The organism is Streptomyces sp. NPDC101227, assembly GCF_044767545.1.
Lineage (GTDB): Bacteria > Actinomycetota > Actinomycetes > Streptomycetales > Streptomycetaceae > Streptomyces.
The window spans coordinates 626,109-653,061 of the sequence record NZ_JBIWOD010000001.1 but is presented as its reverse complement, the minus strand read 5'-3'; the positions used below and the strand labels follow the sequence as shown (position 1 = coordinate 653,061).

Annotated in this window: 24 protein-coding genes; 7 read left to right on the top strand and 17 right to left on the bottom strand. The window is 69.4% G+C overall.

The window, feature by feature from the left end; all coding sequences use genetic code 11:
* Positions 1-7: 7 nt before the first annotated feature.
* From ACIRPT_RS02960 to ACIRPT_RS02950, 3 genes are all read right to left on the bottom strand, one after another.
* Positions 8-736: a hypothetical protein gene (locus tag ACIRPT_RS02960; protein ID WP_403498500.1), complete on the bottom strand. Its 729-nt coding sequence runs from the start codon at positions 734-736 to the stop codon at positions 8-10.
* A gap of 22 nt (positions 737-758) precedes the next feature.
* A complete protein-coding gene (locus ACIRPT_RS02955; RefSeq protein WP_403821250.1) occupies positions 759-1,847 on the bottom strand; it encodes a hypothetical protein in 1,089 nt (362 codons plus the stop codon).
* Positions 1,848-2,042: 195 nt separating this feature from the next.
* Positions 2,043-3,128 (bottom strand): hypothetical protein, encoded by a 1,086-nt coding sequence (locus tag ACIRPT_RS02950; RefSeq protein ID WP_403821247.1) that lies wholly within the window; start codon positions 3,126-3,128, stop codon positions 2,043-2,045.
* Between the two features lie 397 nt (positions 3,129-3,525).
* On the opposite strand from ACIRPT_RS02950, the gene ACIRPT_RS02945 reads away from it, so the two are divergent.
* Positions 3,526-4,095 (top strand): PadR family transcriptional regulator, encoded by a 570-nt coding sequence (locus ACIRPT_RS02945; RefSeq protein WP_403821244.1) that lies wholly within the window; start codon positions 3,526-3,528, stop codon positions 4,093-4,095.
* Positions 4,082-4,906 carry an SGNH/GDSL hydrolase family protein gene (locus ACIRPT_RS02940; protein ID WP_403821242.1) on the top strand — a complete coding sequence of 275 codons (825 nt, stop codon included), beginning with the start codon at positions 4,082-4,084 and terminating at the stop codon, positions 4,904-4,906. Before ACIRPT_RS02945 ends, ACIRPT_RS02940 begins: the two co-directional genes overlap by 14 nt.
* A 94-nt stretch (positions 4,907-5,000) precedes the next feature.
* On the opposite strand, the gene ACIRPT_RS02935 is transcribed toward ACIRPT_RS02940, so the two are convergent.
* The 9 genes from ACIRPT_RS02935 to ACIRPT_RS02895 form a co-directional block, all read right to left on the bottom strand.
* A complete protein-coding gene (locus ACIRPT_RS02935; protein WP_403821239.1) occupies positions 5,001-5,453 on the bottom strand; it encodes a lasso peptide biosynthesis B2 protein in 453 nt (150 codons plus the stop codon).
* Entirely contained in the window at positions 5,450-5,701 is a 252-nt protein-coding gene (locus tag ACIRPT_RS02930; RefSeq protein ID WP_403498489.1) for a lasso peptide biosynthesis PqqD family chaperone, read from the bottom strand. The genes ACIRPT_RS02935 and ACIRPT_RS02930 overlap by 4 nt, the downstream gene beginning before the upstream one ends.
* Positions 5,685-7,520 (bottom strand): lasso peptide isopeptide bond-forming cyclase, encoded by a 1,836-nt coding sequence (locus ACIRPT_RS02925; protein WP_403821236.1) that lies wholly within the window; start codon positions 7,518-7,520, stop codon positions 5,685-5,687. Before ACIRPT_RS02925 ends, ACIRPT_RS02930 begins: the two co-directional genes overlap by 17 nt.
* Before the next feature lie 33 nt (positions 7,521-7,553).
* The gene (locus ACIRPT_RS02920) at positions 7,554-7,688 is read right to left on the bottom strand and encodes a lasso RiPP family leader peptide-containing protein (RefSeq protein WP_169314248.1); all 135 of its coding nucleotides are present in this window, start codon (positions 7,686-7,688) and stop codon (positions 7,554-7,556) included.
* A 414-nt stretch (positions 7,689-8,102) separates the two neighbouring features.
* A complete protein-coding gene (locus ACIRPT_RS02915; RefSeq protein ID WP_403821233.1) occupies positions 8,103-10,145 on the bottom strand; it encodes a M36 family metallopeptidase in 2,043 nt (680 codons plus the stop codon).
* Positions 10,146-10,179: 34 nt separating this feature from the next.
* Positions 10,180-11,985 carry a M28 family metallopeptidase gene (locus ACIRPT_RS02910; RefSeq protein ID WP_403821230.1) on the bottom strand — a complete coding sequence of 602 codons (1,806 nt, stop codon included), beginning with the start codon at positions 11,983-11,985 and terminating at the stop codon, positions 10,180-10,182.
* A 728-nt stretch (positions 11,986-12,713) separates the two neighbouring features.
* A complete protein-coding gene (locus ACIRPT_RS02905) occupies positions 12,714-13,658 on the bottom strand; it encodes a DMT family transporter (protein ID WP_403821227.1) in 945 nt (314 codons plus the stop codon).
* Complete coding sequence (locus ACIRPT_RS02900; protein WP_403821224.1) at positions 13,655-15,184, bottom strand: acyl-CoA dehydrogenase family protein; 1,530 nt, start codon at positions 15,182-15,184, stop codon at positions 13,655-13,657. Before ACIRPT_RS02900 ends, ACIRPT_RS02905 begins: the two co-directional genes overlap by 4 nt.
* A gap of 45 nt (positions 15,185-15,229) precedes the next feature.
* Positions 15,230-15,844: an acyl-CoA thioesterase gene (locus ACIRPT_RS02895; protein WP_403821221.1), complete on the bottom strand. Its 615-nt coding sequence runs from the start codon at positions 15,842-15,844 to the stop codon at positions 15,230-15,232.
* Positions 15,845-15,960: 116 nt separating this feature from the next.
* Between ACIRPT_RS02895 and ACIRPT_RS02890 the strand changes: the two genes are divergently transcribed.
* From ACIRPT_RS02890 to ACIRPT_RS02880, 3 genes are read left to right on the top strand one after another with little or no spacing between them, the layout of a single operon-like run.
* Entirely contained in the window at positions 15,961-16,536 is a 576-nt protein-coding gene (locus tag ACIRPT_RS02890; RefSeq protein ID WP_403821218.1) for a hypothetical protein, read from the top strand.
* A 56-nt stretch (positions 16,537-16,592) separates the two neighbouring features.
* Entirely contained in the window at positions 16,593-17,765 is a 1,173-nt protein-coding gene (locus ACIRPT_RS02885) for a sensor histidine kinase (protein ID WP_403821215.1), read from the top strand.
* Entirely contained in the window at positions 17,762-18,427 is a 666-nt protein-coding gene (locus ACIRPT_RS02880; RefSeq protein ID WP_403821212.1) for a response regulator, read from the top strand. The genes ACIRPT_RS02885 and ACIRPT_RS02880 overlap by 4 nt, the downstream gene beginning before the upstream one ends.
* 80 nt (positions 18,428-18,507) lie before the next feature.
* On the opposite strand, the gene ACIRPT_RS02875 is transcribed toward ACIRPT_RS02880, so the two are convergent.
* The 3 genes from ACIRPT_RS02875 to ACIRPT_RS02865 all read right to left on the bottom strand — a co-directional run bounded on the left by ACIRPT_RS02875 (position 18,508) and on the right by ACIRPT_RS02865 (position 20,763).
* Positions 18,508-19,071, bottom strand: coding sequence for an isochorismatase family protein (locus tag ACIRPT_RS02875; protein ID WP_403821209.1), 564 nt, complete (start codon positions 19,069-19,071; stop codon positions 18,508-18,510).
* A gap of 157 nt (positions 19,072-19,228) precedes the next feature.
* Positions 19,229-20,095 (bottom strand): dienelactone hydrolase family protein, encoded by an 867-nt coding sequence (locus tag ACIRPT_RS02870; protein WP_403821206.1) that lies wholly within the window; start codon positions 20,093-20,095, stop codon positions 19,229-19,231.
* 170 nt (positions 20,096-20,265) lie between these two features.
* A complete protein-coding gene (locus tag ACIRPT_RS02865) occupies positions 20,266-20,763 on the bottom strand; it encodes an FBP domain-containing protein (protein WP_403821203.1) in 498 nt (165 codons plus the stop codon).
* A 282-nt stretch (positions 20,764-21,045) separates the two neighbouring features.
* Between ACIRPT_RS02865 and ACIRPT_RS02860 the strand changes: the two genes are divergently transcribed.
* Together ACIRPT_RS02860 and ACIRPT_RS02855 are read left to right on the top strand one after the other, a co-directional pair.
* Complete coding sequence (locus tag ACIRPT_RS02860) at positions 21,046-22,062, top strand: carbohydrate kinase family protein (protein ID WP_403821200.1); 1,017 nt, start codon at positions 21,046-21,048, stop codon at positions 22,060-22,062.
* A 187-nt stretch (positions 22,063-22,249) separates the two neighbouring features.
* Complete coding sequence (locus ACIRPT_RS02855; RefSeq protein ID WP_403821197.1) at positions 22,250-24,355, top strand: trehalose-6-phosphate synthase; 2,106 nt, start codon at positions 22,250-22,252, stop codon at positions 24,353-24,355.
* 81 nt (positions 24,356-24,436) lie between these two features.
* On the opposite strand, the gene ACIRPT_RS02850 is transcribed toward ACIRPT_RS02855, so the two are convergent.
* Both ACIRPT_RS02850 and ACIRPT_RS02845 read right to left on the bottom strand, forming a co-directional pair.
* Positions 24,437-24,868: a TIGR03668 family PPOX class F420-dependent oxidoreductase gene (locus ACIRPT_RS02850; protein WP_403821194.1), complete on the bottom strand. Its 432-nt coding sequence runs from the start codon at positions 24,866-24,868 to the stop codon at positions 24,437-24,439.
* 276 nt (positions 24,869-25,144) lie between these two features.
* Entirely contained in the window at positions 25,145-26,866 is a 1,722-nt protein-coding gene (locus tag ACIRPT_RS02845; protein WP_403821771.1) for an acyl-CoA dehydrogenase family protein, read from the bottom strand.
* Between the last annotated feature and the right edge of the window lie 87 nt (positions 26,867-26,953).

The following is a 26,953-nucleotide window of genomic DNA, read 5'->3' as shown; positions in this document are numbered from 1 at the left end:
CCCCCGCTCAGACCTCGGCCGCGGTGGGCAGCGGAATCTGCGCGTCGCTCTTGCCGACCACGGTGAGCTGGTGCAGCTCCACGAAGTACAGCTTCCACAGCCAGTAGATGTGGTTGAGGTGCTCGGTGACCTTCTGCTCGTCGGCCTCCGACTTGATCAGCGTGGACAGCACCCGCCACACGAAGTCATCGTGGTCGTCGTCGAGGTCGGTGTTGACGTGGGCGCGGGCACCCTTGACGTTGTCCTCGCCGAGGACGTTGCCCAGGTTGTCCAGCCAATCGGGCTGGGTGCGGGTGGTGACGTACTCCACGAAGTACACGCTGGTGATCAGCGCCAGCGGGCTGTCCTCGAACTCCATGCCGTACTGGAGGTATCCGGTGAGCAGCTTGGTGGAAAGCAGCGGCTCCGTGGAGTAGATCTGGTCCTTGGTGACGCCGACCTTGGCGAGGTCGGCGGCGAACAGGCTGTCGTGCAGCATCTCGTCGTCGGTGTAGTGCGCCCACGCCTTGGCCTGTACCGGGTCCACCTTGGTGAAGTACTTGATGGCCAGCGCGTCCACGGTCCGCTTGCGGCGCAGTCGCAGGATCGTCTCGATGTTGTGGCGCTTGTAGTAGTCGAGGTTCAGCTCGGCGGAGTTCTTCTGGTGCTGAGCGTAGGGAACCGTCTCGTAGAAGTCCTTGATGAAGGTGTCGAGGATCGCGTCGACCTTCTTGCGGAGCTCGGGGTTGATCGTCATGGCGTGCTTCCCCTCCTTGGGGTCAGTGGCAGCCGCAGCTCGGGCTGGAGACGCGCTGCATCCGGCCGCGGCGTACCGCCTTGCGGGCGCCGAGGACGGCCGTTCCGTCCGATGTCACCAGTGAGCTGCGGGGGCAGAGGAAGGCCAGGGCGAAGCGCGTGGCCGGCGTGATCCCCAGTCCGAGGTTCACGACGCCGCCGGTCGCGCCGTACACCTCGTTGGGGCCGCAGTTCGCCGGAATGACCTCTGTGGTGGTGTTGATTCCGAAGCCGAGTTCCCAGATGACGCGGTAGCGCGGGTCGTCGGTGAGGAGCTTCTCCAGCTCCACGGCGGCCGGCGTCGCCGCCGCCGTCTGCGGGGTGACGCCCTCGATGCTTCCGGCGGCGATGTGCAGCGTCACGGCGTTGGCGACGAGCGGCGAGAGCGCTTCGAACAGCCGTTGCTGGTCAGGGCCGTCGGCCGGGTCCTGGTGGCGGTGGACGATGGGCCATCCGCGAAGGGTCAGGTCCCCGTTGAGGCCGAGCAGCCGGGCGTCCGGTTCGAACGTGGTGATTTCCGCGGCGGTGACGCTCAGCTTCCCCGACGGGAAGATCTGCTGGTCGCCCGCTTCCAGGACGCCCGCCTGCTGGTTCCAGACGCACTCGCCGAGCGTGTGGTCGAACTCGGCCTCGGTGCCGGAAGCGTCGTCGACGATCGTCAGCCGGTCGCTCTCCGCCACCAGGTCGAAGAACTCCTCGGCCACCCGCGCGTGCTGGACGACATCGGTGCGGGCGGCGGTTTGGAGGAAGTAGCGGAGGTGCTCGTCGTTCAGCGGCGTGGACCCGGCCGGCAGCACGGCCAGCTTGCGCCCGCCCAGCTCCTGCGGGGTCGGCGAGTCGAGGAACCGCCCGGGGCAGACCGCCAGCACGTGCGCGTCCGCGGGGACGCACCGCGCGATCAGCTCGCCGAGGCGCGTGCCGGGCGGGAGCGTCAGGTGGAGCACGCGGGAACATCCGTCACCGGGAAGCACGGAAAGCGGCTCGCCGTGCTGTTCACTCGTGATCAGACAGAAAGTCTCGACCGGCTCGCCGAACTGACCGAAGTCGCTTGTCGTGAATTCCAGCGGTGGCACGGGTGCACTCCCTAGAAAAGACAATGAGAACCCCACGGCGGGGCATGGAATGCCCCGCCGCGGGTCGGTACTCAGCCCAGGAGCGTGCCCAGGTAGTTACGGTTCTTCTGCACCTTGATCTTCTTCATGGCGAGTCACCTCCTGTCTGTTTTATGTCCTTGCATTCACCCCTGCTCGTCGGGCGGTTGTCCTCCGCTATGCGGCGGGAACGACCCGCTCGACGGTGGGGCGGTCCGGGTGGCCGATCATCGCGGCGCCGCCGCTGGTCAGAACGCGGGTGTCCGGCACGATGATGTCCAGGTGGTACTGGGTGTACGGCGTGAGTCCGAGGCCGAAGTGCAGGCAGCCTTCCGTACCGCCGTACACCTCGTTCATGGCGTGGTTCCCGGGGAGGATGTCGTGCGTGGTGTTGAGGGCGTGGCCTATCTCCCACACGATCCGGTAGCGGGAGTCCACGGCGAACATCTGCTCCAGCATCGCCACGGCCGGCGCCGCTCCGGCGTCCAGCGCCTCCAGGCGCGTGATCCTGCCGTCCTCGACGGTGGCCTTGATCGCGTTGTCGCGCATCGCCCAGAGCTGGGAGTGGATGCGGGCCTGGTCGGTCCGGGAGAAGGAGGGCGTGCCGTTGTGCAGGATCGGGTAGCCGCGCAGCGTGATCTCGCCCTCCAGCGGCAGCTTCAGGGCCTCGTCGAACTCCCTGATCTCGACCGGCAGCACGCTGATCTCACCGGACGGGACGATCTGCTGGTCGCCCCAGTCCAGCGGCCCGGCCTGCTGGTTCCACACCAGGCCCTCGTGCAGGTGGTCGAGGGTGGCGCGGGTGCCGTGCACCGGGTCCGCGTAGACCAGGTGCTCCGAGTCCTCGGCCAGTTCGAAGAACGTGTCGGAGAACGCGGCCTGGTCGGCCGCCGAGGTCCGCTCCATCACGCCGAGGAAGTGCCGGATCTCCTCGAGGCCGGTGGGCGTCGAGTTGCACGCCATGCCCATGATCTTCCGCTGCCCCACCAGATCGGGATCCGGTGATTCGAAGAACCTGTGCGGGGACACCACCAGCACGTGAGCGGGTTCCGGGATCCTCTTCTCGAGGATTTCCGTGAAATCGTCACCCTGGTCCAGCGTGATGGTGAGGAATTCCCGGTAGGAGGCTGTCTTGATGACATCGATCTGATTTACCAGCTCGGAATTCGTGATCAGGCAGAAGCTGCTTCCGGTGGCTTCACCGAACTGACTGAAACGGCCGGGATCAATTTTTATCTGTTCGGTCACGTTCACTCCCGTCATGGCCTCTGCGTATTTCCTCGCCGTGGTCATTACTTTGACGGATCGCTAAGTGGTTCCGCTATAGGACAATGGTCCCTGCACGCTGTTCCGAGAGCCCTGGTTTCACTGTGCCGCCATATCGCCACGGTCGCCGGGCGGTCCGGACCGCAAGTGCGCCGACGGCCATGAGCAGCTCGGCGGCGGCCAGTTGCCCGGGTGAGGCCCGAACTCCCGCCGCGGACCGCACCCCTGTTGCCCGGAGGGCTCCCGCCCGCCGCCCTGCCGGCCACCGCGGGCGACCGTCTCCATACTCCCTCCCCCTTCCCCTCCCATACTCAAGAATGTGATTAGTCATTTTCTTGACTGAGACTGGGTATGATGCCGCACGCACGGAGGACAAAGGGAAGAGGTGGCCTCGATGGCTCTGCGACATGCTGTGCTGGCGGCGTTGCTGGACTGCGAGTACAGCGGATACCAGCTGGCGAAGGCTTTCGACGTCGGCGTCGCGAACTTCTGGCACGCGCTTCCCCAGCAGCTGTACGCCGAGCTGGCCAAGCTGGAGAAGGAAGGGCTGGTCACGGGCCGGCAGGTGGTCCAGGAGACCCGGCCCAACAAGCGCCTGTTCCGGGTCACCGACGCCGGTATCGCCGAGCTGGAAGCGTTCGCGGCGGCCGCGTCGAAGCCCTCGTTCATCCGCGACGACCTGCTCGTCAAGGTGCAGGCCGCCGACCGGATCGGCACCGCGCCGGTGATCGAACAGCTCGAAGAGCGCGCGACCGCGGCCGAGGCCAAGATCGAACTCCTCGGCAAGCTGCTGCTGCGGATGCGTGGCGATGCGGACGAGGAGGACTTCCTGCGCGAGGGCGAACGGATCGGGCCGTACCTGACCTGTCTGCGCGGCCTGGCCTTCGAGCAGGGCCACCGCGACTGGTGCCTGCGCATCGCCGCCGTCCTGCGGGCACGGCAGGTGACGCATGCCGAACGGTGAATACCTGCGCTACGTCGCCCTGGGCGACAGCCAGACCGAAGGGCTCGGGGACGGCGACGACACCACGGGCCTGCGCGGTTTCGCGGACCGGCTCGCCGAGCGCCTCGCGGCCGCCAACCCCTCGCTCCGGTACGCCAATCTCGGCGTACGGGGACGTCTCGCCGGCGAGGTCCGCGCCGAACAGCTGGGGCCCGCCCTGGCCCTGCGCCCCGACCTGGTCACCGTCGTCGCCGGAGTCAATGACCTGCTCCGGCCCCGGTCGGACACCGCGGTGGTGGCCGGGCACCTGGAGGAGATGTTCGCCGCGCTCACGGCCGGCGGAGCCCACGTCGTCACCCTTACCTTCCCCGACGTGGGCAAGATCGCTCCCCTTGCCCGCCCCCTCAGGTCGCGCGTGGTCGACCTCAACGCCCGCATCCGCGCCGCGGCCGCCCGGCACCACGTCACGGTCGCCGAAACCGCCGCGCACGCCGTCACGACCGACCCACGGCTGTGGACCGCGGACCGGCTCCATGCCAGTCCCCTCGGGCATGAGCGGATCGCCGCGGCCGTCGCCCACGCCATCGGCCTCCCCGGAAGCGACGACGCCTGGACGCTCCCTCTGCCACCGCAGGCGGTCCGCACCGGCCGGCAAGCGGCGGCGGCCGAGCTGCGCTGGGTGGCCGCGTTCCTCGGCCCGTGGCTCGTACGACGTCTGCGCGGCCGGTCCTCCGGCGACGGCCGCACCGCAAAGCGCCCCCGGCTCCTGCCGGTGACCGCTGCGCCCGGCTCTCCGGCAGACATCGGCCAAGGACAACGGGGACCGTCGTAGGGCCGGCGCCGGCGTAGGGTCCCGACGCGCGCACGAGGGCGGTACGGCGTCAGCCGCTACGGCACCGCCGGGCCTCGGCCACATGAGGACGGGCTCAGCCGCCCGCCCCGGCCCCTGCCTTCGCCTCGTCCCGGCGCAGCGGGGGAATGGAGATCAGCGGTCTGAAGTGGCCCTTGGGGTGGGGTTCGCCGATGGGGTGGTCGTCGGCTTCCACCCAGGCGTGGGCGGCGAAGGGATGGGTGCGTACGCCCGTGCACCAGGTGGGCCAGACGCCGCGGGTGCGGCAGAGCAGGGCGGTGGCGATGGAGCGTTGCAGACAGCCCTGGCCGGCGCAGCGCAGGCTGACCGAGACGACCGCTTCGCGGGCCGCGAGGGCCTGGTCGGCCGTGGCCGGGGCGGCGCCGCGGCGGGCGAATTCGAGGACGGTGCGCAGCCGGGCGGGTTTGGCCTTGGCGAGCAGGCGGGCGATGCCGACCGCCAGCAGGGGCACCAGGCGGCGGTGCAGGGGCAGTCGGCGGCGCTCGGCCAGCGCGACGGGCATGCTCACGCGATCACCAGCTCCGCGGTACGGAGCTGGTCGATCACGGTGGTGACGTCCTGATCTGCCCGGGACCGGTCTATCCGGTGCCGGGTCGCGACGCCGGCCGCGATGTCGTCGGGGCTGTGGCCGTCGAGGAGTTGCCGCAGCACATGAGCTCCGGTGGCGTTGAGCTGCCAGTACCGTCCGGTGCGTTCGTTGAGCAGCACGGTGCCGTCGTCGGTGTCGGTGGAGACCACGTCAGGATGCAGACGCATGGTCGTCGAACCTCCAAGCAGGGGTGGGTCGGGTGGCGGCGCGCAGCCACGTTTCGCAGCCGATCAGGGGTTCCAGGGCGATGCCCATGGCGTTGTCCGCCTGCGGGGCGAGCAGGCGGGTGCGCAGTTCGCCGGGGTCGATCAGGCCGTGGGCGGCCAGTGCGGAGTCGGCGAACAGGTCGAGGATCGCGGGCAGGTTGCGGCGCAGACCGGAGCTGGCTTCCTCGCTGAACTCGCCCTTGGTGGAGCGGCCCAGCACCGTTTCGGGAACGATGCCGCGCATCGCCTCGGCCAGCAGCGGCTTGTAGCGCCAGGGGCCGGAGTGCTCGTGGACGCGGACCCGCAGTACGGCTTCGACGACGCGGTCGTCGAAGAACGGCGAGTCGAGCTGGACGCCGGCATCGGCGAACGGGCGGGCCAGCATGCGGTACCAGGGGGTGCTGGTGCGCACGGCCAGCAGCGACTGGTGCTGGCCCAGGTCGCGGGAGAGCGGCTGTGCGGTGCCCGCGGCCTGCCGTAGCGCGCGCCGGGCCTCGTCGACGGCCGTGCCGGTGACCCAGGACGGGGCGCGCAAGGGCCACAGGCCCCAGCCCAGGCTGGGGCGGCGCTTGTGCAGCGGCGGGTCGGTGAGGTGCTCGGCCTGCGCCCGCCACCACGCCGCCTCGTCACCGGGGCGTACCAGCGCGCCCAGGGTGTGCAGCAGCGGCCAGCGCTTGAGCGCGGCGTATCCGCGGACGTGCCGGATCGCGGTCATCGGACGGCGGCGGAGCAGCTGGTGCAGGTAGCCGGGGAACGGGGTGAAGAGTTCGTCGCCGCCGTGACCGGCGAGATGGCGGCGCGATCCGCGGTCGGCGAGCAGCTGCGCGGTGTGCCGTGTGCGCGCGGCGGTACGGACGAAGGGGTAGGGCTCTTCGGCGTCGATCAGCGCGTCCGCGTCGGCGAACAGCGCGGGGAGTTCGGCGGGGGGCACCACCAGATGCTCGGCCCGGTCGAGGGAGCCGATGGAGTGGGCGGCGAAGGCGGCGTCGTCGTTGCCCGCCTCGGCCTCGCCCCAGCGGAACGTCAAGAGGTCCGGGGCGTTGCGGGCGGCGAGGAAGCACAAGGAGGTGGAGTCCATGCCGCCGGACAGGTCCGTGCTCAGCCGGCCCTCGGCCGGTCCGCGGTCCTCCAGGGCGGAGGCGAGCGCCTCCCGTACGGTCTGTGCCCCGGCCGCCAGCGGCAGTTCGGCGGCCGGTGGCTGCCACCAGCGCACGTCCCGGGCGCTTTCACGGTCCCAGACCAGGCAGTGGTCGGGAGCCAGCGGGGAGATGCCGTTCCACAGGGGCAGATCGCTGAGCGGCGACGGGACGAGCCCTCCGCACGCCAGCCGGACTGCCAGGGCACGTTCATCGATTCCGGCGCCGGTCATCGCGTCCAGTACGTCGGCCCGGTCCGCGGCCACCGTCGTGCCGTTCATCCGGGTGTGGAACACCCGGCGCAGGCCGGTCAGGCTGCCCTGGACACGCAGCTGCCCGTCGACCGAGGCGACCACGTGGCAGGAGCCCGGAAGCTCTGCCGCCAGGGCGTCCACATCGGTCAGCGTCCTTATGCGCGCGGTGAGTTGGGACAACCGCGTGGCGGTGACCGGACAGACCCCGATCACCGCCACTCGTACCGGGCCCGCGGTGGCAACCTGGATTTCGCCGGGTGACCACCGTCCCACCAGCCATGGGCGCCCTGACGCATGCGAGTACACCCGCGGAGCCGCCCAGGGCACCACCGCGCGAGCCTCGGCCGCGGACGCCGTGTCCGGCAGGACCACGAACCCTGCACCGGTCATCTCTGCTTGCTCCTGAGAGTCAGCTGTCGACGATCAGCCGCCGTAGTGGCCGAAGATGTCCTTGCCCCAGCCGATGAAGCCCAGCGTGTCCTCGCTGAACTCGCCGACCTCGACGAGCATCGGGGGCGCGTAGGGCTCTACGTTCGACAGCTCGGTCTGCTCTTCCATAACAGCCTCCTTAGGGATAAACCGGTAGTCATCCGGCTACCGGCTACAAGCTAACACCCAGACAGGGGACTTGATCGAACTTTTTTACGATCTTGCCAGTGGTGCCCGATCCGGACGGTTACGTTCCGGCGCAATGCCGCTGGCAGGAAGGGAGATTGAGCCACTCGGTGAGTGAACTGACCTGAGGGAGCCGCGCTGTGCGCCGCCCGCATGAGAAGCACTCACGGTGTTCGTCTGCTCCACACGAACACCGTGAGTGTGCCGGGGCTGATAGTGAGGGTATGTTCCAGCGCGCCTGGGGCAGGGGCGTCAGGATCGTGCGGGTATTGCTCACCGCCTCCGCGGGCCGGATCGGCCGGCATCAGCGGCTCGATCCGGCCCCCTGCGCGCCGCCCGCCGGCGCTCGCCGGCCCGTCAGTCCTCGTGCCCGGCCGGGGGCATCGCCGTGCCACCCTGGCAGCCCGTGAAGGTCGCGTTCGGGCAGAAGGCGTCAAAGCCCATCTCGAACCTCGCGAAGGCTTCCCAGGCGGCGTGCCGGACCGCCGTGTACTCGGTGGTGGTCAGCCGCCCGCCCTTCATCGCCCTGAAGGCTCGCAGGATCGCGTCGCGCGCCACGAGGAACGACGGATTCTTCGGCGTGAGCTTCATGCCGTCGACGACCGCCTGCCATGTCACCCGGTAGCCCCGCTCCTTGTCGTTGAGCGCGGCGGCGACCTTGCGTGTCACCTCCATGAGCGAGGCGCACCAGATCTCGCCGACGTCATGGACTTCCTGGTAGGTCAGATCGCGGTTGCCCGCGCCGGAGACCTCTCCCGCGCCCTTGCCGATGTCGCCGAAGGTGCCGGGATACTCCGAGTCGTAGGGCCGTTGCCGGATGCCTTGCGATCGGTTGACCACCCAGTTACCGAGGACGACGCGTTCCTGGGGGCTCGAGAAGTTCCTGGTGGTGAGCGCGAAGTAGTCTCCCCAGCCCTCGCCCATCGCGACCGACTGCTCCTCACGGAGACCGTTCGCGTCGAACAGTCCGCCGACGAGCCGGTTCGACACCCCGTGGCAGAACTCGTGGAAGACGACGTCCCCGTCGTCGGCCGTGTGGCGCCCGGTACCGCTGACCAGCCCCATGTTCATCACGGCTTCCAGGCCGTCAGCCCGGGTGGCCATGTTGGCCGTCCCGGACACCGGTCCCGGGTGCGCAAAGGCCCGGACGGGGTCGGCTCCCATTCCCAGGCCCGTCACGTTCGTGGTCTGGAAGTTGCCCTGATCCTCCGTGAAGCCGAGCATCATGAAGTAGTCGTGCATGTAGTTGCAGAAGTAGAAGATGTTGGTGACGAACTGCTCGGGGGAGTCCTTCGCGGGGTTGAAATCGCCGTTGCCCGCCGCATCGACACCGACCTCGAAGGGCCGGCGCGTGGTCCCGTTGAGGGCACGTACGTTGTTGCCCTCGGTCGACACCTTCCCGTTGTGCCGCTCTGCCCAGGCCAGCGGGAACCCCGTGGGCAACCCGCTCGGCACCTGCGTCGGATAGCCGGTCGTCGGCAGCGGGAACGGGACCTTGTCCAAGGTGCTCTCGCCCGGGTTGCGCTGGAAGACATGTCCCGCGATCGCGTGGCTGACCGTGTCGTAGAAGTAGAGGATCTCCGGCGCGTTCGTGTCCTTGGCCCGGGCGTCGGCCTCGACGAACGCGTGGTACTGCGCGGCCAGATTCTCTCGCGAGAGGGTGAACATCCAGGTGAGACGGTAGTCATCGCCCATGTAGAGGTAGACGAGCCGGGCCGGGATGGCCTCCTCGAACGGTCCCTTGCTGAACGTCATCGGCTGGTCGTTGAGCGGCTGGTGCGACAGGCGCTCGAAGCCGTCCGAAACGTCGAGACGCGGGAGTTCGTCGTCGCCGAAGGCGCCCCGGAGCGTCCTCGGCTCAGCGGCCTTCGCAGCCGCCACGCGCAGGGCCACCTCGGCCGGGACCACGGGCTTGGTCGGCAGGTCCGCCGGCGCGCTCACCGTGTCCCCGATGACCCGGTCGACCGTGCCGTCCTGGAACAGCCACACTTTCGGCGCCATCGCCCATACCTCAATGCCGTTGAGCATCTGCTGCAGGCTCACGACACGCATGCCCTCACTCGTCGTCGTGACGTTCGGGTCGGCCGCGAACTCCACTGGCTCGCCGGCCGCGAATCCGATCGCCTCCGCGACCGAAGCGACGTAGTCCTTGGCCTGGGCGATATAGCCGGTGTCGGGAGTGGCCGCCGTCGCCTGGCCCCTGGCGCCGAAGGCGGGAGCACCGGCCACCCGTAGCTCCGTCAAATGCCCGGTGAAGCGGTTCACTTTGCTGCGGTCGGCCACGAGGGTGTGGTCGACCTCTGCCGCCACCCGCTCGGTGTCGTCGAGGAAGGCGTCGGCTCGGGCGACGCTGGCCAAACGGTCGTAGTCAGTGTTCCGCTTGTCGATCAGTACGCTCATGGCGTGCTCCTTGTGGCGTGCTCCTTATAGGGCTTCAGAGGCCCGCGAGAGTGAGCGCCGCCGCCGCGACCGTTCGGGCGATCGCGGCGGCGTAGTCCGTGTCGTGGTCCTCGTCGAAGAGGGTGTCGCCCGGCTTGTGGTACTGCCGGGTGCCGGTCGCGGGCGCGGTGTCGTCGAAGAAGTTCTCGCAGATGGCGGCGGCCGCCCAACCGCGTTCGTGGAAGCTCGCGTGATCGCTCCGCCCCGCGGCCGGGTCGGCGGAGCCCGCGAGCACTTGGAGCGAGAAGCCGGATGCGACCGCCGGGGCAGCCCGTGTGACGAGACCCCCGAGCGCGTCGGATGCGCCCACGACCGGGCCGGGAACGGACGAACCCGTATGGATTTCCATCGTGCGCGGTCCGCCCTGGAAGCCCGCGATCATGTCCATCTGGAGCACGCCGGCGATCTTGTCTCCAGCCGATGCCGCGGCACGGGCGTAGGCCTTGCTGCCGACGAGGCCCTGCTCCTCGGCGTTGAAGAGGACGAAGCGCACCGTCCGCGTCGGTGCCCTGCCGTCGGCGACCATCGCGCTCAGGCATTCGGCCGCCGCCATGACCGCCGCGATACCGCTGCCGTCATCGTCGGCCCCGGGTGCCGGGTCGATGGCGGGGTCATAGGCGCGCGGCAGCCCGCCGCTGTCGAAGAACTCTCCCCTGGCCGCGGTCGAATCGAGATGTGCCGTGACGAGCACGGCCGAGTCCGCTGCCGCGACGCGGAACTCCGCCTCGACGTTGGAGAGCCTGTGTCCCCGCCACGAGAACTCATGGCGTCTGACGACAAGGCCGAGGTCATGGAGCCGGCGAACGAGCGCGCTGACAACGAGAGCGTTGTCGGCGCTCGACGCGTCACGGCTGCGGACCTTCAACGACTCACCCTCGACCAGCGGGGCGGCGCCGGAAACACGGGCGATGTGGCCGCGCAGGGACGCGGGCGTGATGGCCTCGCGTACCGCGGCGATCGTCTCCGCAGTGGGTCCGCCGTCGGCGAACTCCTCGGCGAAGCCGACGGCTTGGGCCTCCCCCGGCCGGGAGAGCAGGGCCGGGTCGGGGAGCAGGCGCTCGGTGTGCCCGGGTTTCGCCTCCGCGATGTGCAGATCTTCGATGGGGGTGCCGGCCGCGGCGGCGACGTAGACGCCGCCCGGAGCCGGACCGAGAGGGACGACCGGCGGCCCCTGCCCGTCGAACGCGTTCGAGACGAAGGCGAACGCGGCCGCGGCGCGCATTCGCGCCTCAGCCGTTGCCCTGGATGCCCCCGAGGTGTCCGCGAAAGCCTGCGGGAGGGAAACCGGACGGTCGTCGCGCACCAGAAAGGCGAACGTCTCCTCCACCTGACCTCTGAGGTCGGCCGCGAACCCGCCCTGCTCGAGTGCCTCCACACCCCGCGCGGTCGCCATGACGAGGACCAGGTGGCCGGAGGCCACATGGACCGGAACGATTTCACCGGCGTTCGCGATCACCTCGAGATCGGTCGGACTCCGGCCCTCCGGCAGCTCGATTCTCGCCCAGAACACAGGACGGCCCTCGACGGCGGCGAGGGTGAAAACCGGGTGGGCGGCAGCGCGCATTCCGGCCTCGCGGGCGAACGCGCGCTCATCGGGGTCTTCCCCCACGAATACGCAGTCGTCGGCCCCGACGCCCGCACTCGCCACCGCGTCGTCGAAGATCCCCCGAGCGGTCTTCGCACCCCAGTGAAGGAGACCGTCCTCGGTGAACCGGCCCGCGAAGGCCGCGTTCAGCGCCGCCACCGCACGGGCGCGCGCGGCCTCCCCGGTGCCCGGGTTCGAAATAATGCCTTTCCGCATGCCCGAGAGCGCATCGAGAACTTCGAACACGCGGGGCCGCGGGCGGAGAGTCAACGATCCATCAGCTCCGATGCTCGCGTCCGCGAGCGTGTCACCGATATCGAAGAAAAGTACAGCCATCTCGACGCCTCCGGAAAAGAGCGCGCCCTCAGACCGGGCTCCGCGGATGCCCCGAACCGAAGCCCCCTTACCCGCGGGGCGTGCACAGCGGGTCGCGGCTCATGCGTGCCGTCACGAAGATCCCGCTATTTCCATTGTCTGCGGGGTGATGCGTTCTCGCATCCCGGGCAGAGCTCCGTTCCCTGTGCGCGCAGTAGCGATCTGCACACGGTGACGGAAGTGGGCGAACTCGGCTTGCGGGGTGAGGTGTTCATCTGCGGCGACGATGATCTCGTCGGCGCGGCGGGAGCTCCGGCCGTACGGCCGTCTCCTCCCGGTGGTCGCCGGAATATCGAGGGGAAGCGGGAAGTGGGATGGAGCCGGATTTTTGGCGGCCGGAGGAATCCGGATGCGCGAATTCCCTCTTTTCGAATGACTGAGGATTCTCCCATTGATGGGTGGAGGTAGTCGCGCGCGCCGCTCTTCTCGATTCTTTCCCGACGATGAAGTTACCGGCCTGCGACATGATTCCCTTTTCGCGACACCTTTCCATCTACGAGAACGGCGCCGCTCCAAGCGGCAGGGACCGGCAACGGAGCGTCAGCCGCCGTCGCCGGTCCCCGGCCCGCTCAGGGGCGGTCCGTCGCCGGCACGGGGTCGTCGGCCGGCACCGCGGGCGCGTCCTTGGCGCCGGGTGGTCTGCTGCTGCGGTTGAAGACCGTGATCGAGACCATGATGACCGCGAACCCGATGATCTCCGACACTGTCGGGCGCTGGCTCAGTACGGGCCAGGCGATCAGCCCCGCGGCGATCGGTACGCCGTAGAAGTACGACGCCACCCGGTCCGCGCTCTCCGAACGCATCAGGACGAAGAGCAGGCTGAGCGCACCGATCGAGACGCCGACCGACATCCACAGTTCCGACAGCAGCAGCTTCGGTGTCCAGTGGATGATGCCCTTCTCGAAGATGAGTCCGCCGACGAGCATGACGACGGCCGACGAGCCGGACTGAACGAATCCATTGATCAGCAGATGGGCGCCGGGGTTCTTCATCTGGTAATAGAACTGTCCGGCGGACAGTCCTACCAGGCCGAGGAATCCGAAGGCGATATTGGTCGGGGTGAGCCCGGATGACGATTCCAGGCCCCGGTACACCGTGATGGCGACACCGATGACCCCACCGATCAGGGCCAGCACCGACAGCGGCCGGACCTTTCTCGCGGTCACGACGGAGACCATCAGCCACACCAGAATGGGCTGCAGCGCGATGATGAGTGCCGAAACCGCGGGTGTCATGCCGTGGTAGAGCGCGTAGAACACCCCGACGGAGAACACACCTTGCAGCAGGATGCCGCTGAGGATGAGGTGGACATAGCCCGACCGCGGCCAGCTGACCCTCAGACACAGGATCAGGGCGAACAAGATAACCGCGGTCGCGCCGAACCGGATGGCCAGGTAGTAGAAAGGCTCCGCATAGGGCAGGCCATATCGGCCGCCCACAAATCCTGATCCGTAGAGGATGACGAACGTCAACGCGATGAGCGAAACCTTGAGTTTCTTGGTCTCGCCGGTCACTGGCGCATTCCCACCTTGGAGTCGAAAGTGACCGTGGTGCCGTGCGGACGCATCGCCCCCGGCGCCGTCTGCGTGCCGACGAGTCGGGCGGCCAGCTCGCACTCGTTCACCAGGCCGACGATCTCGTTCTTCAGTACCGCGATCGCCTTCGGGTAGTCGGCGTCGTCCACGGCGAGCCGCGCGCTGGGCGCAGCCGATCGGGACGATTTCTGCAGTGCGCTGATTCCGTAAATTCTGGACAGGATGCGTCCCAGGATCACGGTCCTGTCCTGCGACGGCGCGTCAGCGATAGGACTGAGATTGATGTCGGTGAGGTCGGAGAACGCGTCCTCCAGATATCCGAACCGGCCGATGAACTCCAGCGGCGACCGGAGCCCGGACTGCTGGAACCGGCGCAGGAACAGATTGGCCAGATGCTGGCACAGCAGGTCGTTCGTGCCGTCGAAGACGGTGTAGACGCGCGCGTCGAGCAGGGCGTACGCGGCGATGTTGTCCGGCGCACCCTTTCGGTACCCTTCGCCGCCGCACAGTTGCTGGTAGTCGATAGCCGATTCCAGCATGAGTTCGGAGGCCAGCACCTTGGTCGCCAGTGAGGCGAACATGCTGTTTTCCAGGTCCGTGTAGTAGTTCTCCGTCAGCATCAACTGCCGGTACAGCGCATTGCACACGACATAGTTCTGCTTGATGCGATTGACCTTGTACCGCACGTAGTCGATGTCGTGCAGTGTGCCGTCACCGATCTTTCTGCCGCTGACCTGACGCAGCGACTCCGTGCTCAGTCGACGCAGGAATCCACTGGCCATGGCGGCCTTGCTGAACCGGGACGCGCACAGGATCTCGGCGGCATCGCCCAGGCCCTCCCGGGTCTTGGTGAGCCTGTAATGGCGGGGGACGCGCAGGTCCAGGGTGTTGAGTCCGTATCCGAGGTTCTTCAGCCCCAGGCTGTCGTAGACCTCGGTGGTCACGAATCCGCCGTCCGATCGCTTGTGGGCGAAGTACGCGAATTCCTTGCGCTCAGGATGCTTGGCGCAGATTATCCACCAGTCCGCCTGCTCGCTGAACGCCTGCCAGTGCTTGGTTCCGGTGATCCGGTACGTGTCCCCGTCGTCGTGGTACGTGGTCTCCATGCGTGCGAGGTTCGAACCGCTCCCCGGTTCAGTGAAGGCGAGACCACCGATGACGGGGTTGTTGGCGAAGTCGTCGAAGACCTCTTCCTTCAGCGCGTCATCGCCGCCGGCCGCCACGTTGCGGAGGAAGAGGACAGTCACGATCATCGTGTACATGCCCATCGGCAGATTGCGCTCGGACATGATCTCGATGACCTCGCACATCTCCTGATGGCTTTCCCGGCCGCCGTACTCGCGAGGGATCGCCGGTAAGTAGATGCCTAAGTCGACCAGCTTCCGAAGGCTTTCCCTGGACAGCGGCTCATGCGGTAGTCGGGCGCTGTCGAACTCGTCGATACTGCTCCGGAATTGGTCAAGGAAGTCGGGCGAATCAAGGTCGACCAATGGGTTGCGCGACACGCTCAAGATACTGGCTCCAATCTCAGCCGAGGAAGGGAAATGGTTCTACAGCGCGCTCAGTTCGGCTCGCAGGTGGTCCGGGATGCTGGTGGTGGCTTCCCTTTCGTAATCAAAATGGACCATGATGCAGGTACCGCGGGCGACTTCGGCGCCATCCTGTGTGGCGATCTGTTCGATGGCGATCGAGGTGTTGCCGACCTTCGTCACCTTCGTCTCGATGGTGACGTCGACGGATGCGAAAATCTGTCGGGTGAAGTCGATCTCGTAGCGGCGCAGGATGAGCGCGAGATCGCGCATGTTCGGTTCCTTGCTGAACAGCCGGAAAATTGGCATCCGACCGTGCTCGAACCAGATCGGCACTGCGGAGTTCGTGACATGGCCAAGCACGTCGACTTCGGAGAAGCGCGGCGAAATCGTCACCTTCACTTTTCTGCCCCCTAAATGGTTCAGTAGTTCGAGTTGTTGACAGTGTCTCATCGTTAACCTTCCGCCGGGTGGCACACCAAGACTCGCCTGGGTGTGACGTGTGACACGAATACGGCGGGGCGTTACCGTCGCACAAAACCAACCGGTCAACCGGTTCGGTTTATCCACTGCCGTGTTGAGCGTCTCGTCGAAAGCGACCGTGAATTGCGCGCCAGGATGCGCCGGGTCGGGCATCGCCGCACCGTACGCGAAGGCACCCCCGACCGGCCGCTCCTCCCTCCTCCGGGGGAGGCGAAGATGGGTCACGTCGGCGATGTCCGGGTGGTGCCACCGCGGCAAGGATCCACGGCATGAACAAATCCGTCGCCTTCACCACCGCCCCAGTCCTCGTCACCGCCTACGCGGGCCTCCGCGCCCTGGACGGCATGGACGGCGAGCGCGGTCCCGGCCCGGCCTGGACGGCCGGTCACCTCGCCTTCCTCGCCGCATTGATCCTGTTCGTGCCGGTGTTCCTGGAACTGCGGCGGCTGGCGGGCCGCGGCCCATTCGCCACGGCAACGGCCGCCATTGGCCTCGTCGGTGCCGTCTGCACCATGGCGCAGATCTCCGTCGATCTCGTCGTCGGTGCGCTCGCGGCGGACCACGCGGCCATGCGGGGAATGTTCGCCGACGTCCAGAGCGTCCCCGGGGTGAGCCTCGTCGTCTACGCCGTGGGACCCGTGCTGCTCTTCGTCGGACTGCTCGTCATGTTCTGCCGGCTCGCGGTGGTCCGGGCCGTTCCTGTATGGCGGACGGTGGCGGTGGTGCTCGCCGTGCTGGTCTCCCTCCTGGGACTGGACGCCCTGCCGGCCGTGGGTCTGTTGCTGTGCGCCGGACTCGCGCCGTTCCCCGGCCGTGGCACCCCGCCTGCCACCGCACACAGCTGAGGGTCCGTCGGGCCGTCGCACACCCCCGGCACTCCCCCGTGGAAGAATCCCTCCCCGTGCCCGCGCTGCCGATACCCCCCTCGCTCCGCCGCCTGGCGGGTTCGCCGTGGTCGGAGGTCACGCTCGCCGTCGTCACCACCGTCGCGCAGATGGCGCCCCTGTTGTTCAAGCACAGCGACAGCGGACGTCCCTGGCACTGGTGGGGGTACTTCGTGGCGGTCGGGGCATCGCTTCCCCTGGCGGTGCGGCGGCGCGCGCCGGCGACGGTCCTGCTGGTCTGCGCCACCTTCTCCAGCCTCTACGACCTCGCCGCCCCGGTCGCTCCCCAGCCGCTCTGGTACGGAACCCTCATCGCGTTGTACGGGATGGCGTCCGTCTCCCCGCCCCGGGTGCGGATACCGGTGTTCCTGGCGATGTGCGTGGGCGGCATCGCCACGGTCGGCTCGCCGGACACCGCGACGCGCGGCGTCGTCCTGTACGTCGCCGCCTACGCGCTCGGCCGGGCCTCCGCCGGCTCCCGCGCCGAGGCGGCCGTACTGGCCGAACGCGCCGCCCGCCTCGAACGCGAACGCCGGATGGACGAGGAGCGCGCCGCCGAACGCGAACGCGCCCGGATCGCCCGGGACATGCACGACGTGCTGGCCCATTCGATCAGCCTGATGGTCGTCCAGGCCGAGGCCGGGCCGGTCGCGCTGGACACGGAACCGGCGCGCGCCGCGGCCGCGTTCGGCGCGATCGCCGGCACCGGCCGCGACGCCCTGGACCAGCTGCGCCGGATGCTGGCCGTCCTCAAGGACGAGGACGGCCCGCGCGACCCGCAGCCGACGATCCACGACCTGCCCGCGCTCGCCCGCCAGGTCGAAGGGGCGGGTCTGGAGGTGTCCTGCACCGCCGACGGCGAGCCACGTCCGGTGCCCGCCGACTGCGGTGCCGCGGCGTACCGGATCGTGCAGGAGGCGCTGACCAACGTCGTCAAGCACGCGGGCGCGGACCGCGCCGAGATACGCCTGCGCTGGCGTGACGACGGGCTGGAGATACGCGTCGTCGACGACGGCCGCGGCGCGGGAAAGAACCTTCCGTCCGGCGGGAACGGCCTGATCGGCCTCCGCGAGCGGGCCGCCGCCTGCGGCGGGACCGCGACGGCGGGCCCCCGGGAGGACCGCCTCCCGGGATTCGAAGTGTGGGCGCGGCTGCCCCTGGCCGCGCCGGAAGCAGGGGTGATGGCATGACGATCCGCGTGGTGGTGGCCGACGATCAGGAGCTGGTACGCGCCGGGTTCGCCATGATCCTGGCGGCGCAGCCCGGCATCGAGGTGGTCGCGGAGAGCGGGGACGGGTTCGAGGCGGTCGGCGCCGCCCGCGCCCACCGCCCCGACGTCGTTCTGCTCGACATCCGGATGCCGGGGATGGACGGGATCGAGGCGGCCCGGATCATCTGCGGCGAAACGGACTGCCGGGTGATCATGCTGACCACCTGGGGGCTGGACGACTATCTCTTCGACGCCCTGTGCGCGGGCGCGAGCGGCTTCCTGCTCAAGGACGTACGCCGGGACGACCTCGTGCACGCGGTCCGCGTGGTCGCGGCGGGCGACTCGCTGCTCGCCCCCGCCGTCACCCGCACCCTGATCGCCGCCTTCACCTCGGGCGCCGCCGTGCCGCCGCCGCGGACCGAACGCCTGGACGTCCTCACCGCCCGCGAGCGCGAGACGATGCGGCTGCTCGGCGGCGGCCTGTCCAATGCGGAGATCGCCACGGCGCTGGTGGTGAGCGAGCACACCGTGAAGACGCATGTCAGCAACGTCCTCACCAAGCTCGGACTCCGCGACCGGGTCCAGGCCGTGATCGCCGCCTACGAAACCGGTCTGGTGGTCCCCGGACGCCGAACGAACTGAACAGCCGGCGGCGACGCCTGGCCAACTTGCCTACGGGCGCGCCGATTTGGTGTGCCGCCGCACCGGGCCACTGCGGCGCCTCAGGACTTGCTGCCGTCGAAGGCGACGTCCTTGGTCTCGATCGTCCCGGCCGTACGTCCCGGCGCCGTCTGGTAGGTCCAGTAGAGGTTCGTGTGCGCGATGACCTGGTCCGGCGGCGGCGCGCCCCATGCCGTCTTGTCCCCCGTCGTGTGGGCGTCACTGACGAGTATCGCGTCGTATCCCCTGACGAACGCGCCATGGAGCGTGGAGCGGATGCATGCGTCGGTCTCTGCGCCGACGACGACCAGTCGCCCGATCCCCAGGCCCGACAGCACGGCCTCCAGGGCGGTGTCCTCGAAGGAGTCGCCGTAGCTCTTCTCGATGAGCGGCTCGGCGTCGCCCGGAGTCAGCTCGGAGACGATCCGCCAGTCGTCGCTCCCCTTCTGGAGACCCTCGTCGGAGTGACGGACCCAGACGACCGGGACGTCGGCCCCCCGCGCCCTCTCCACAAGGCCGCCGATGTTTGCGACGACCGCGTCGCGCTCGTGAGCCCCCTCGACGACGCCGCTCTGCACGTCGACGACGAGAAGTGCGGTGTTCGGCCGGTCCGTGAGTGTGGTCATGGTCTCCCCTTGGTCATGCCGAGTTCGTCATGCCGAATTCGCCGTGTTGAGCTCGCCGTGTTGAGTCGGTCGTGTGGCGTGGGTCGTGTGGAGCCGTTGTCCCTTGCACGGTAGCCCCGGCCACTGACAACGGCCTGGTCGCGCTGAGCCCCTGGGGTCACTCCGCTCCTGGAGTGGTCGGCGTCTTCGCGGCCGGGGCGTCGCGCTGATCGAGCAAGCGGGTGCGGAAGAGGTCCAGCACCTCGTCCAGCGCCGCGCGGGTCGGCTGGCCGGGTTCGTCGATGAGGTGGCTGGTCAGCACGGAGTGCGGCGCCAGCGCCGCATCGGGATTCGCGGCGGAGTCGTCCAGTTCGACGGCGGTGAACGCCTCACCGAGTTCGCGGCGCAGGAAGGCGAATCGGTCGCCCGGAACCAACCGGTCGCCGCGGAACCGCAGCCCCATGACCCGAAGGCCGTCACGTTCGCAGCGGCCGCGGACGGCGGCGAGGTCTTCGGCGGAGATATCGATGCCGTCGGCGCGGCTCTTGGTGAGGGCCAGCGGTAGGGACGGCTGGGAGAGGACGGGGGCGAGGAGGCGCTCATCGGCGGCCATGGCCAGGGCGAAGCCGCCGGTGAGACACATGCCGACGGCCCCGACGCCGGGGCCGCCGCAGCGCTCGTGCTCGTACGCGGCCAGGGCCCGCAGCCAGGTCACCACGGGGGACGTTTTCCCGGTGGCCAGCACGGTGAATTCCCGGCTCACGCACACTTTCCAGATCGATGAGGCCATGTAGCGCCCGAACTTCAGCCGTCCGGTGGCCGCCGGGTCGGCCTCGCGGCCGGGCGTACCGAAGAGCACCGGGAGCACGGCGGTGCAGCCGATCGCGGCGACGCGTTCCGCGAACTCCAGCACCTTGGGCGTGATGCCCGGTATCTCCGCCAGCACGATGACGGCGGGTCCGGTGCCGCGCCGCAGAATCCGGTGGGTGATGCCGTCGTGGGTGAAGGTGCTGCGGTCGAAGCCGGTCAGATCGTGGTCTGCCATGGATTGCCACCGTTCTGGGTCGCTCGCCGGGTGGGTTGCCGCCGGGGGCTGCTCCGTCGCCGTGGAGCGGGGCGCCTCGCCCTCGTCCGGCGGTTCAACGCGAGGTTACCCGTAGGTATTTCCGGGGACCGCGGACCAGGGACTGCGGACCGGCAAATCGACCGCTTCGGTCAGGGTGCGAGGACCTTGTCCAGGAAGACGTGCAGATTGGTGAGCGTACGGGTGACGCGCTCGTCCAGAGTGAGCGTCTCCTCATAACGCAGCAGTCCGGTCTGCTTCTTTCCCCGGAGGTAGAGAGAGCACGCCAGGTCGGAGCAGAAGTAGGCGCCGACAGTGTTGCCCTGGCGGCCGGGGGTGCCGGCCCTGGGCGCGGCGAGCAGCGAGACCCCCGATCCCGGGTGACCGGTCAGGCACATCGCGCAGGCGGTGGTCCTGGTGAAGCTCCTGTGGGAGCTCTGCGGGGTGCGGAGCGTGACGCCGACGAGATCGCCCGCGTACTCGGTGACGAGATAGCCGCGATCGGGTGCTCCCGGGTCGCGCCAGCCCAGGAAGTCCAGGTCCGCCCAGGGGAGTTCGGGCAGGTCCCGCGGCACACTGAGCCGGCGCGCCTCGCCCTTCGAGCAGTTCACGAAGGAGGCACGCAGGTCTTTTTCGCCGATGGGTTCCATGATTGCGGAAGCTAACACCCCTCTTTGCCCTGCGTCGCGGGATTTTTGTGCCGCTCCCGGCGTGCCCGCGGTGAGGGGCGTCGCGGACGGAACGTGGTCCGTCGGCATTCATTTTCGGACATACCCGTGAGTTACCGATCACGTTCACTGCGTGTTTGCCTACAGTCCCGCCATGATGCATCGGCATTGCGGCTCCCCGGTCTCCGGAGCACCCGTCTCCGGCCGGTCGGCTGCCGCTCTTCGGGGACGGCGGCGATCCCGGGCTTGTGTGTGGGGCCGCTGATGGACGAGAGCGGGTCGCATCGTCAGGCGGGAGCGGTGGATGCGGAGAAGGTGCGTGCGGGCGGGCGGGAAGAGTCCGGCGTTCGGGCCGAGCAGGTGAGTGGCGCCACGGCCGGTGACCGGGTGCTCGTGGTCGGGGCGTATTCGGTTGACTTGGTGTTCCGGGGGCTGGCGGGTCCGGTGGCGTTCGGCAACGAGGTGTGGGCCCAGGGGTTCGGCATGGTGCCCGGCGGGGCGTTCACCTTGGCCATGGGGTTGCGGCGGCTGGGTCGGGCCGCGGTGTGGGCCGCGGACTTCGGCAATGATGTCTTCAGCCAAGAGGTCCTCGCGGTGGCACGCGCAGAGGACCTGAACGAGCAGGGCTTTCGGCACCACCCGCGCCCGGTGCGCAACGTCACGGTCGCGCTGTCCCGCCCGGACGACCGGGCGATGATCGCCTACGAGGATCCGGTTGACGCCCGTCCTCTTGGCGAACTGATCGAAACGTACCGGCCGACGGCCCTGATGCTGCCGTTTCTGCAATACGGCCCGGACATTTCCGAGGCGCTGGATATCGCGGCGCGCCTGGGGGCGACGGTGTTCATGGACTGTCAGGACTACCCCGGAAGCGTCGATATGCCCGCGGTGCAGAAGGTGCTCGGCCAGGTCGATGTGTTCGCCCCCAACAGCGCGGAGGCGCTGCGGATGACCGGGGCGGACACCGTTGGCGAGGCCATGGAGGTACTGGCGGGCCTGGTCTCCACGGTGGTCGTCAAGCAGGGCGACAGGGGCGCCGTCGCGGCGGAGAACGGCGTACGGATCGCGCAGCGTTCCCTTCCGGTGGAGGTCGCGGACACCACGGGAGCCGGTGACTGCTTCAACGTGGGGTTTCTGCACCGCCGGCTGGAGGGCGCGGCGCTCGCCGAGTGCCTGGCCGCGGGCGTCGCCTGCGGTACGGCGTCGGTCACCGGCACGGGCTCCAGCGCCGCCCTGGATGCGGCGGGTCTGGAGCGGTGGGTGGCGCGCCTCCCGGCGTGATCCGTACGCATGTCCGCGACGGCGAAGTGCGCGCTTCGACGGCGCGACGGCTGCGTGCGCGCACCGGAGGCATGTCGACTGCGCGCGTGCAGCAACGGCCAGGCGGCTCCGGCTCCGGCTCCGGCTCCGCGGGCAGTCCGCCGGCGAGACGACTTCGTAGGCATTCCGACGACGACAGGGGCGAGGCATGGCTGGACTGCTGACGGGCGAGCAGGCGGCGCGCGAGCCCGCGCCGGTGGACGGTGTCAGGGTGCTGGTGACCGACTTGGACGGAACCCTGCTGGGCGGGGACCGTGGCGACCGCCGGCGGCTGCGGGAGGCGCTGGACCGCCACCCGGAGATCACCCTGGTGTTCGCGACCGGCCGCGGGCTGTCCTCCGTCGAGGAGATCCTCGCGTGCGATCCGCTCGTCCCGCGGCCCCGGTGGATCATCGGGGACGTCGGTGCGAGCGTCATCGATGCCACGGACATGAGCCGCCTCGACGTCCTGCAGAACCAGCTGCGAAGCGGATGGCCCGGGCAGGAGGGCGTCCGGACGGCCCTGGCGCGCTTTCCCGAGCTCGTCCACCAGGACGGTGTGGCCCAGGACGGACGCTGCTCGTTCTATCTCGACCCCGAGCTGCTGTCTCCGGAGATCACCACTGCGGTGGACGAGTTGGGCTGCGGCTGGACCTACTCCGCCGGCCGCTACTTCGACGTACTGCCCTCGTCGGCGAGCAAGGGCAACGCACTGTCCTTACTGGCGGGCAAGCTGCAATGGCCCATGGCGTCCATCCTGGTGGCGGGCGACTCCCTCAATGACCTGTCGCTGTTCGAGCTGGGCGCGCACGGCGTGATCGTGGGCAACGCCGAGCCCGCCCTCCGCGAGCGACTGCCGCCCCGCTCCCCCGTGCACCGGCCGGGCCGGCAGGGCGCGGGCGCGATCCTGTCCGCCCTGGAGCACCTGGGCTGGGTGGAACCCACCTTCCCCACCGTGATCGGCTACCACCGGCCGCCGGTGCACTGGGCCGACGGATCATGGCAGCAGCCGGTCAGTCCCAACGGGATCCTGCCCACGCTGCAGGGCCTGTTCCACGCGGGCGGCGACGGCCTTGACGCCATCTGGGCGGCCGCCCTGGTCGGCGACTTCTCCGGAGGCCGGCCGGGCCCTCACCGCACCGGCCTCCCGCTGGCCTTTCTGCCGGTGACGCCCGCTCACTGGAGGGGCTACTTCCACCGCGCGTGCAAGGAGACGCTCTGGCCCGCCCTGATGTCCCGGCCCGGCCTCATCCGGCACGCCGCCTCGTCCTGGGCCGACTACGAGTGGGTCAACGCCGCGTTCGCCGATCACATCAGCGCCCACGCGGCCCATGGCGCCACCGTCTGGCTCCACGACTACAACCTCTGGCTGGTCCCCGGCATCCTGCGCGCCGCACGGCCCGACCTGCGCCTCGGCCTGTTCCACCACACCCCCTTCCCCGCGCCGGAGGTGTTCGCCCGCATCCCCACCGCGGAACAGCTCCGAACCTCCCTGGCCTGCCTGGACTGGGCGGGCTTCCACACCGCCGGCTTCGCCGACCACTTCCGGCAGGCGCTCACCGGGGTCCCCCGCTCGCCTCGCGTGGGAGTGCATCCGCTGCCCATCGACCGCCGGACGGTCGAGACGCTGGCCCGCGCCCGCCCGCCCCGCCGTCGTGCGCACGGCTCCGCTCTGGTCCTTTCGGTGGAACGCCTCGACTACGCCAAGGCCCCCCTGCAAAAGGTGCAGGCGCTCTCCACCCTGCTCTCCCGACGGCCGGATCTGCGCGGCCGGTTGCGCTTCCGTCTCGTCTGCCCGCCGCCCGAACCGGGAATCCGCGCCTACGACACCACCCGCACCCGCCTCGAACGCGCCGTCACCGAACTGAACCGGACCTGGCGCACGGCCGATTGGGAACCCGTCGACTACATTCCCGCGGCCCTGCCCTTCGCCGAGGTGGTGGACCACTACCTCGCAGCCGATGTGTTCTGGGTGACGTCACTCGCGGACGGCATGAATCTCACGGCCAAGGAATTCATCGCCGCCCAGGCTGCCGTCGGCCTCTCCGGAATGCTGATCCTCTCCCGCCACACCGGAGCCGCCTCGCAGTTCGCCCCCGCGGCCTTCCTCACGGACCCGCATTCCCGCCGCGATCTGGTCGACACCCTCGACCGCGCGCTGAACACGCCCCCGGGCCGACGCAGAGAGCACCTCACCCAACTCGCCGGTCTCCTGGACGACCACACCCCCGCCCAGTGGGCCCGCCGGATCATCGCCGCCATCCGGGACGCCTGAGGCAACGCCCGGTGCCGGCGCCGGTGACTCCCCGTACGGACCGCCGGCCCGGCATCCCCGTCCCGCCCCGGTCACCCGCCCTCAGGTGGCGTGCCAGCCGGACCAACGGGCCACCGCGATTTCCACCACGGGCCCTTGGGGCGGGCGGTCCGCGTACTGCTGTCGGTACTTTCCGGTCAGCAGGCGTACGTACCGCGCGGACACGGGCGAGCCGTCGGCCGGTGGCAGCACGACGGCCGTGCCGTCCGCGCGTGCCCACCACAGGCGGTCCCAGTCCTCGTCGTAGCCGTCGACGAGGAGGCAGACCTCGGGGTGGGCGCGGATGTTGGCCAGCCGCTTCAGCCGCGCCGACCGCTTCGGCTTGTGGTCGACGGCGAAGGTCACCGTGTCGCCGGTCAGGGCGAACACCATGGGGACCAGGTGCGGGCGGCCGGCGGCGTCGGTGGTCGCGAGGCGGGCGATCCGGGCCCGGGCGAAGCGCTCCCGGGCCTGCCCGCTCGTCATCCCCGGCATGCCGGGCCCGTGGCGGCCGGGTCCCGCCGGGCCACCGGTGCGACGAAGGCCGGTACACCGAACTTCACGGCGGCTCCTTCGGTTCCGGGTCCGCGGCGCCAGGGTCACGGTCCGCGATCCATGGCGAGGTACCCCGCAGGGGCCCGGCGCAACAGTCAGTGCGGCCGACCGGGCGATCCCCAAAGGGGGCGCAAGGCGGCGGGCCCGGCCGACATGCGTGAATGTCGGCCGGGCCCGCCGGTCCGTCGTGCGGATCGCCGACCGGCGTGCTCCGGCTTACGGGGCCATCTCGTACGCCCCGGCCAGTGCCTCGACACGCTCCCAGACGCGCGTCGAGCGGGCCTCGTCGACGACGGGGCGCCGGACCGCGCCCAGCGCCCAGCGCTGCTGTTCGGCGGTGGCGGAGTCCTTGCCGTGCAGTTCGACGGCGTGCGCGGAGAAGTCGCGTACGAGCACGGCGAACAGCTCGTCGAGCACGTCCTCGTCAAGGCCGGTCAGTCGGGCCTGCTCCAGGATCAGCTGGCCGTGCACGACCAGCGCGAACAGCTGGCCGACGGCGAGCAGAAGGTCGAGGTCGCGGCTCTGCTCCTCGCCGGGGGCGGCGGTGGTGACGAACTCGCACAGGGCGTCCGCCTGCTCCCGGAAGCGACCGACGTTCGACACATGGGCGTAGCCGTCGTAGGCGGGCCGCCAGTCGTGGAAGCGGATGGCACCCAGGCCGCGGGCCGGTCCCTGCCGGAAGAGGAACGCGTCGTCGGCCGCGTCGAGGCGGGACGGCACGGGCTCGTACTCGGCCGGGTTCAGCAGGTGGTTGCCCATGAACTTGAGGATCAGGGCGAGGTTGACGTGGACCGTGCCCTCCAGCTTCGGCAGGCCCCGGATCTCGGTGGCGGCCTGCGCGAAGTAGGTGTCCTTCTCAAAGCCCTTGGCGGCGATGACGTCCCACATCAGGTCGATGACCTTCTCGCCCTCGGTGGTCACCTTCATCTTCGTCATCGGGTTGAAGAGCAGGTAACGGCGGTCGTCGGGGCCCGCGGAGCGGAAGTAGTCGACGGCGCGGTCGCTGAACAGCTTCATCCCGACGAGGCGGACATAGGCGTCGGTCAGCTCGCGGCGCACATGCGGGAAGGCGGTGACGGGCCGGCCGTAGAGGATGCGGTTCTGCGCATGGGTGACGGCCTCGTACATCGCGTGCTCGCAGATGCCGATGGCGCCGGTGCAGAGGTTGAACTTGCCGACGTTGACGGTGTTGAGGGCGGCGTCGAAGGCGGCGCGGCCGGTGTGCAGGATGTCGTCGGGGGCGACCGGGTAGTCGTCGAGGCGGAACTCGCTGACGTACTTGGAGGAGTCGACGACGTTCTTGACGAGGTGGTACGCGGGGTGGCGGCTGTCGGCGGCGAAGAAGACATAGCCGTCCGGGCCCTCGACGTCGGTGCGGCGGCCGAAGACGGAGACCAGCCCGGCGGCGTTGCCGTTGCCGATGTAGTACTTGGAGCCGCTGGCCCGGAAGCCGCCGTTGCCGTCGGGCTCCAGCAGCATGTCGGTGGAGTAGATGTCGGCGCCATGGGCCTTCTCGGACAGGCCGAAGGCGAACACCTCGCCCTGGGAGAGGAGTTCGGCCGCGCGGGTGCGGGCGGCGGCGTTGTCGCTCTGCCAGACGGGGCCGAGGCCGAGGATGGTGACCTGCCACGCGTACCAGTAGTCGAGCCCGTAGAAGCCGAAGATCTCGTTCAGGGCGGCGATCCGGGCGGTGTCCCAGCGCTTGTCCGGCTGCCCGTCGGCGGCGGAGGACGGCGTGAGGAAGGCCGCGAACAGCCCTTCCTTCGCGGAGAACGCGAGGAAGTCCGCCAGCCAGGCACGGGAGCGGTAGTCCTCTATCAGCTTGCGCTTGCCGCGCTCCTCGAACCAGTCGACGGTGGCGCGCAGCAGCCTGCGGGTCTCGGGGTCGAAGTGCGCCGGGTCGTAGGTGCGCGGGTTGAACAGCAGCGGGTCGGACAGGGCCATGGGTATTCGCCTTTCCGGCTGGGGTTGAGGGTGTGGGCTTGCGGAACTTGCGGTCGGTGGCGGTGAACCGAGTGGTCCGGG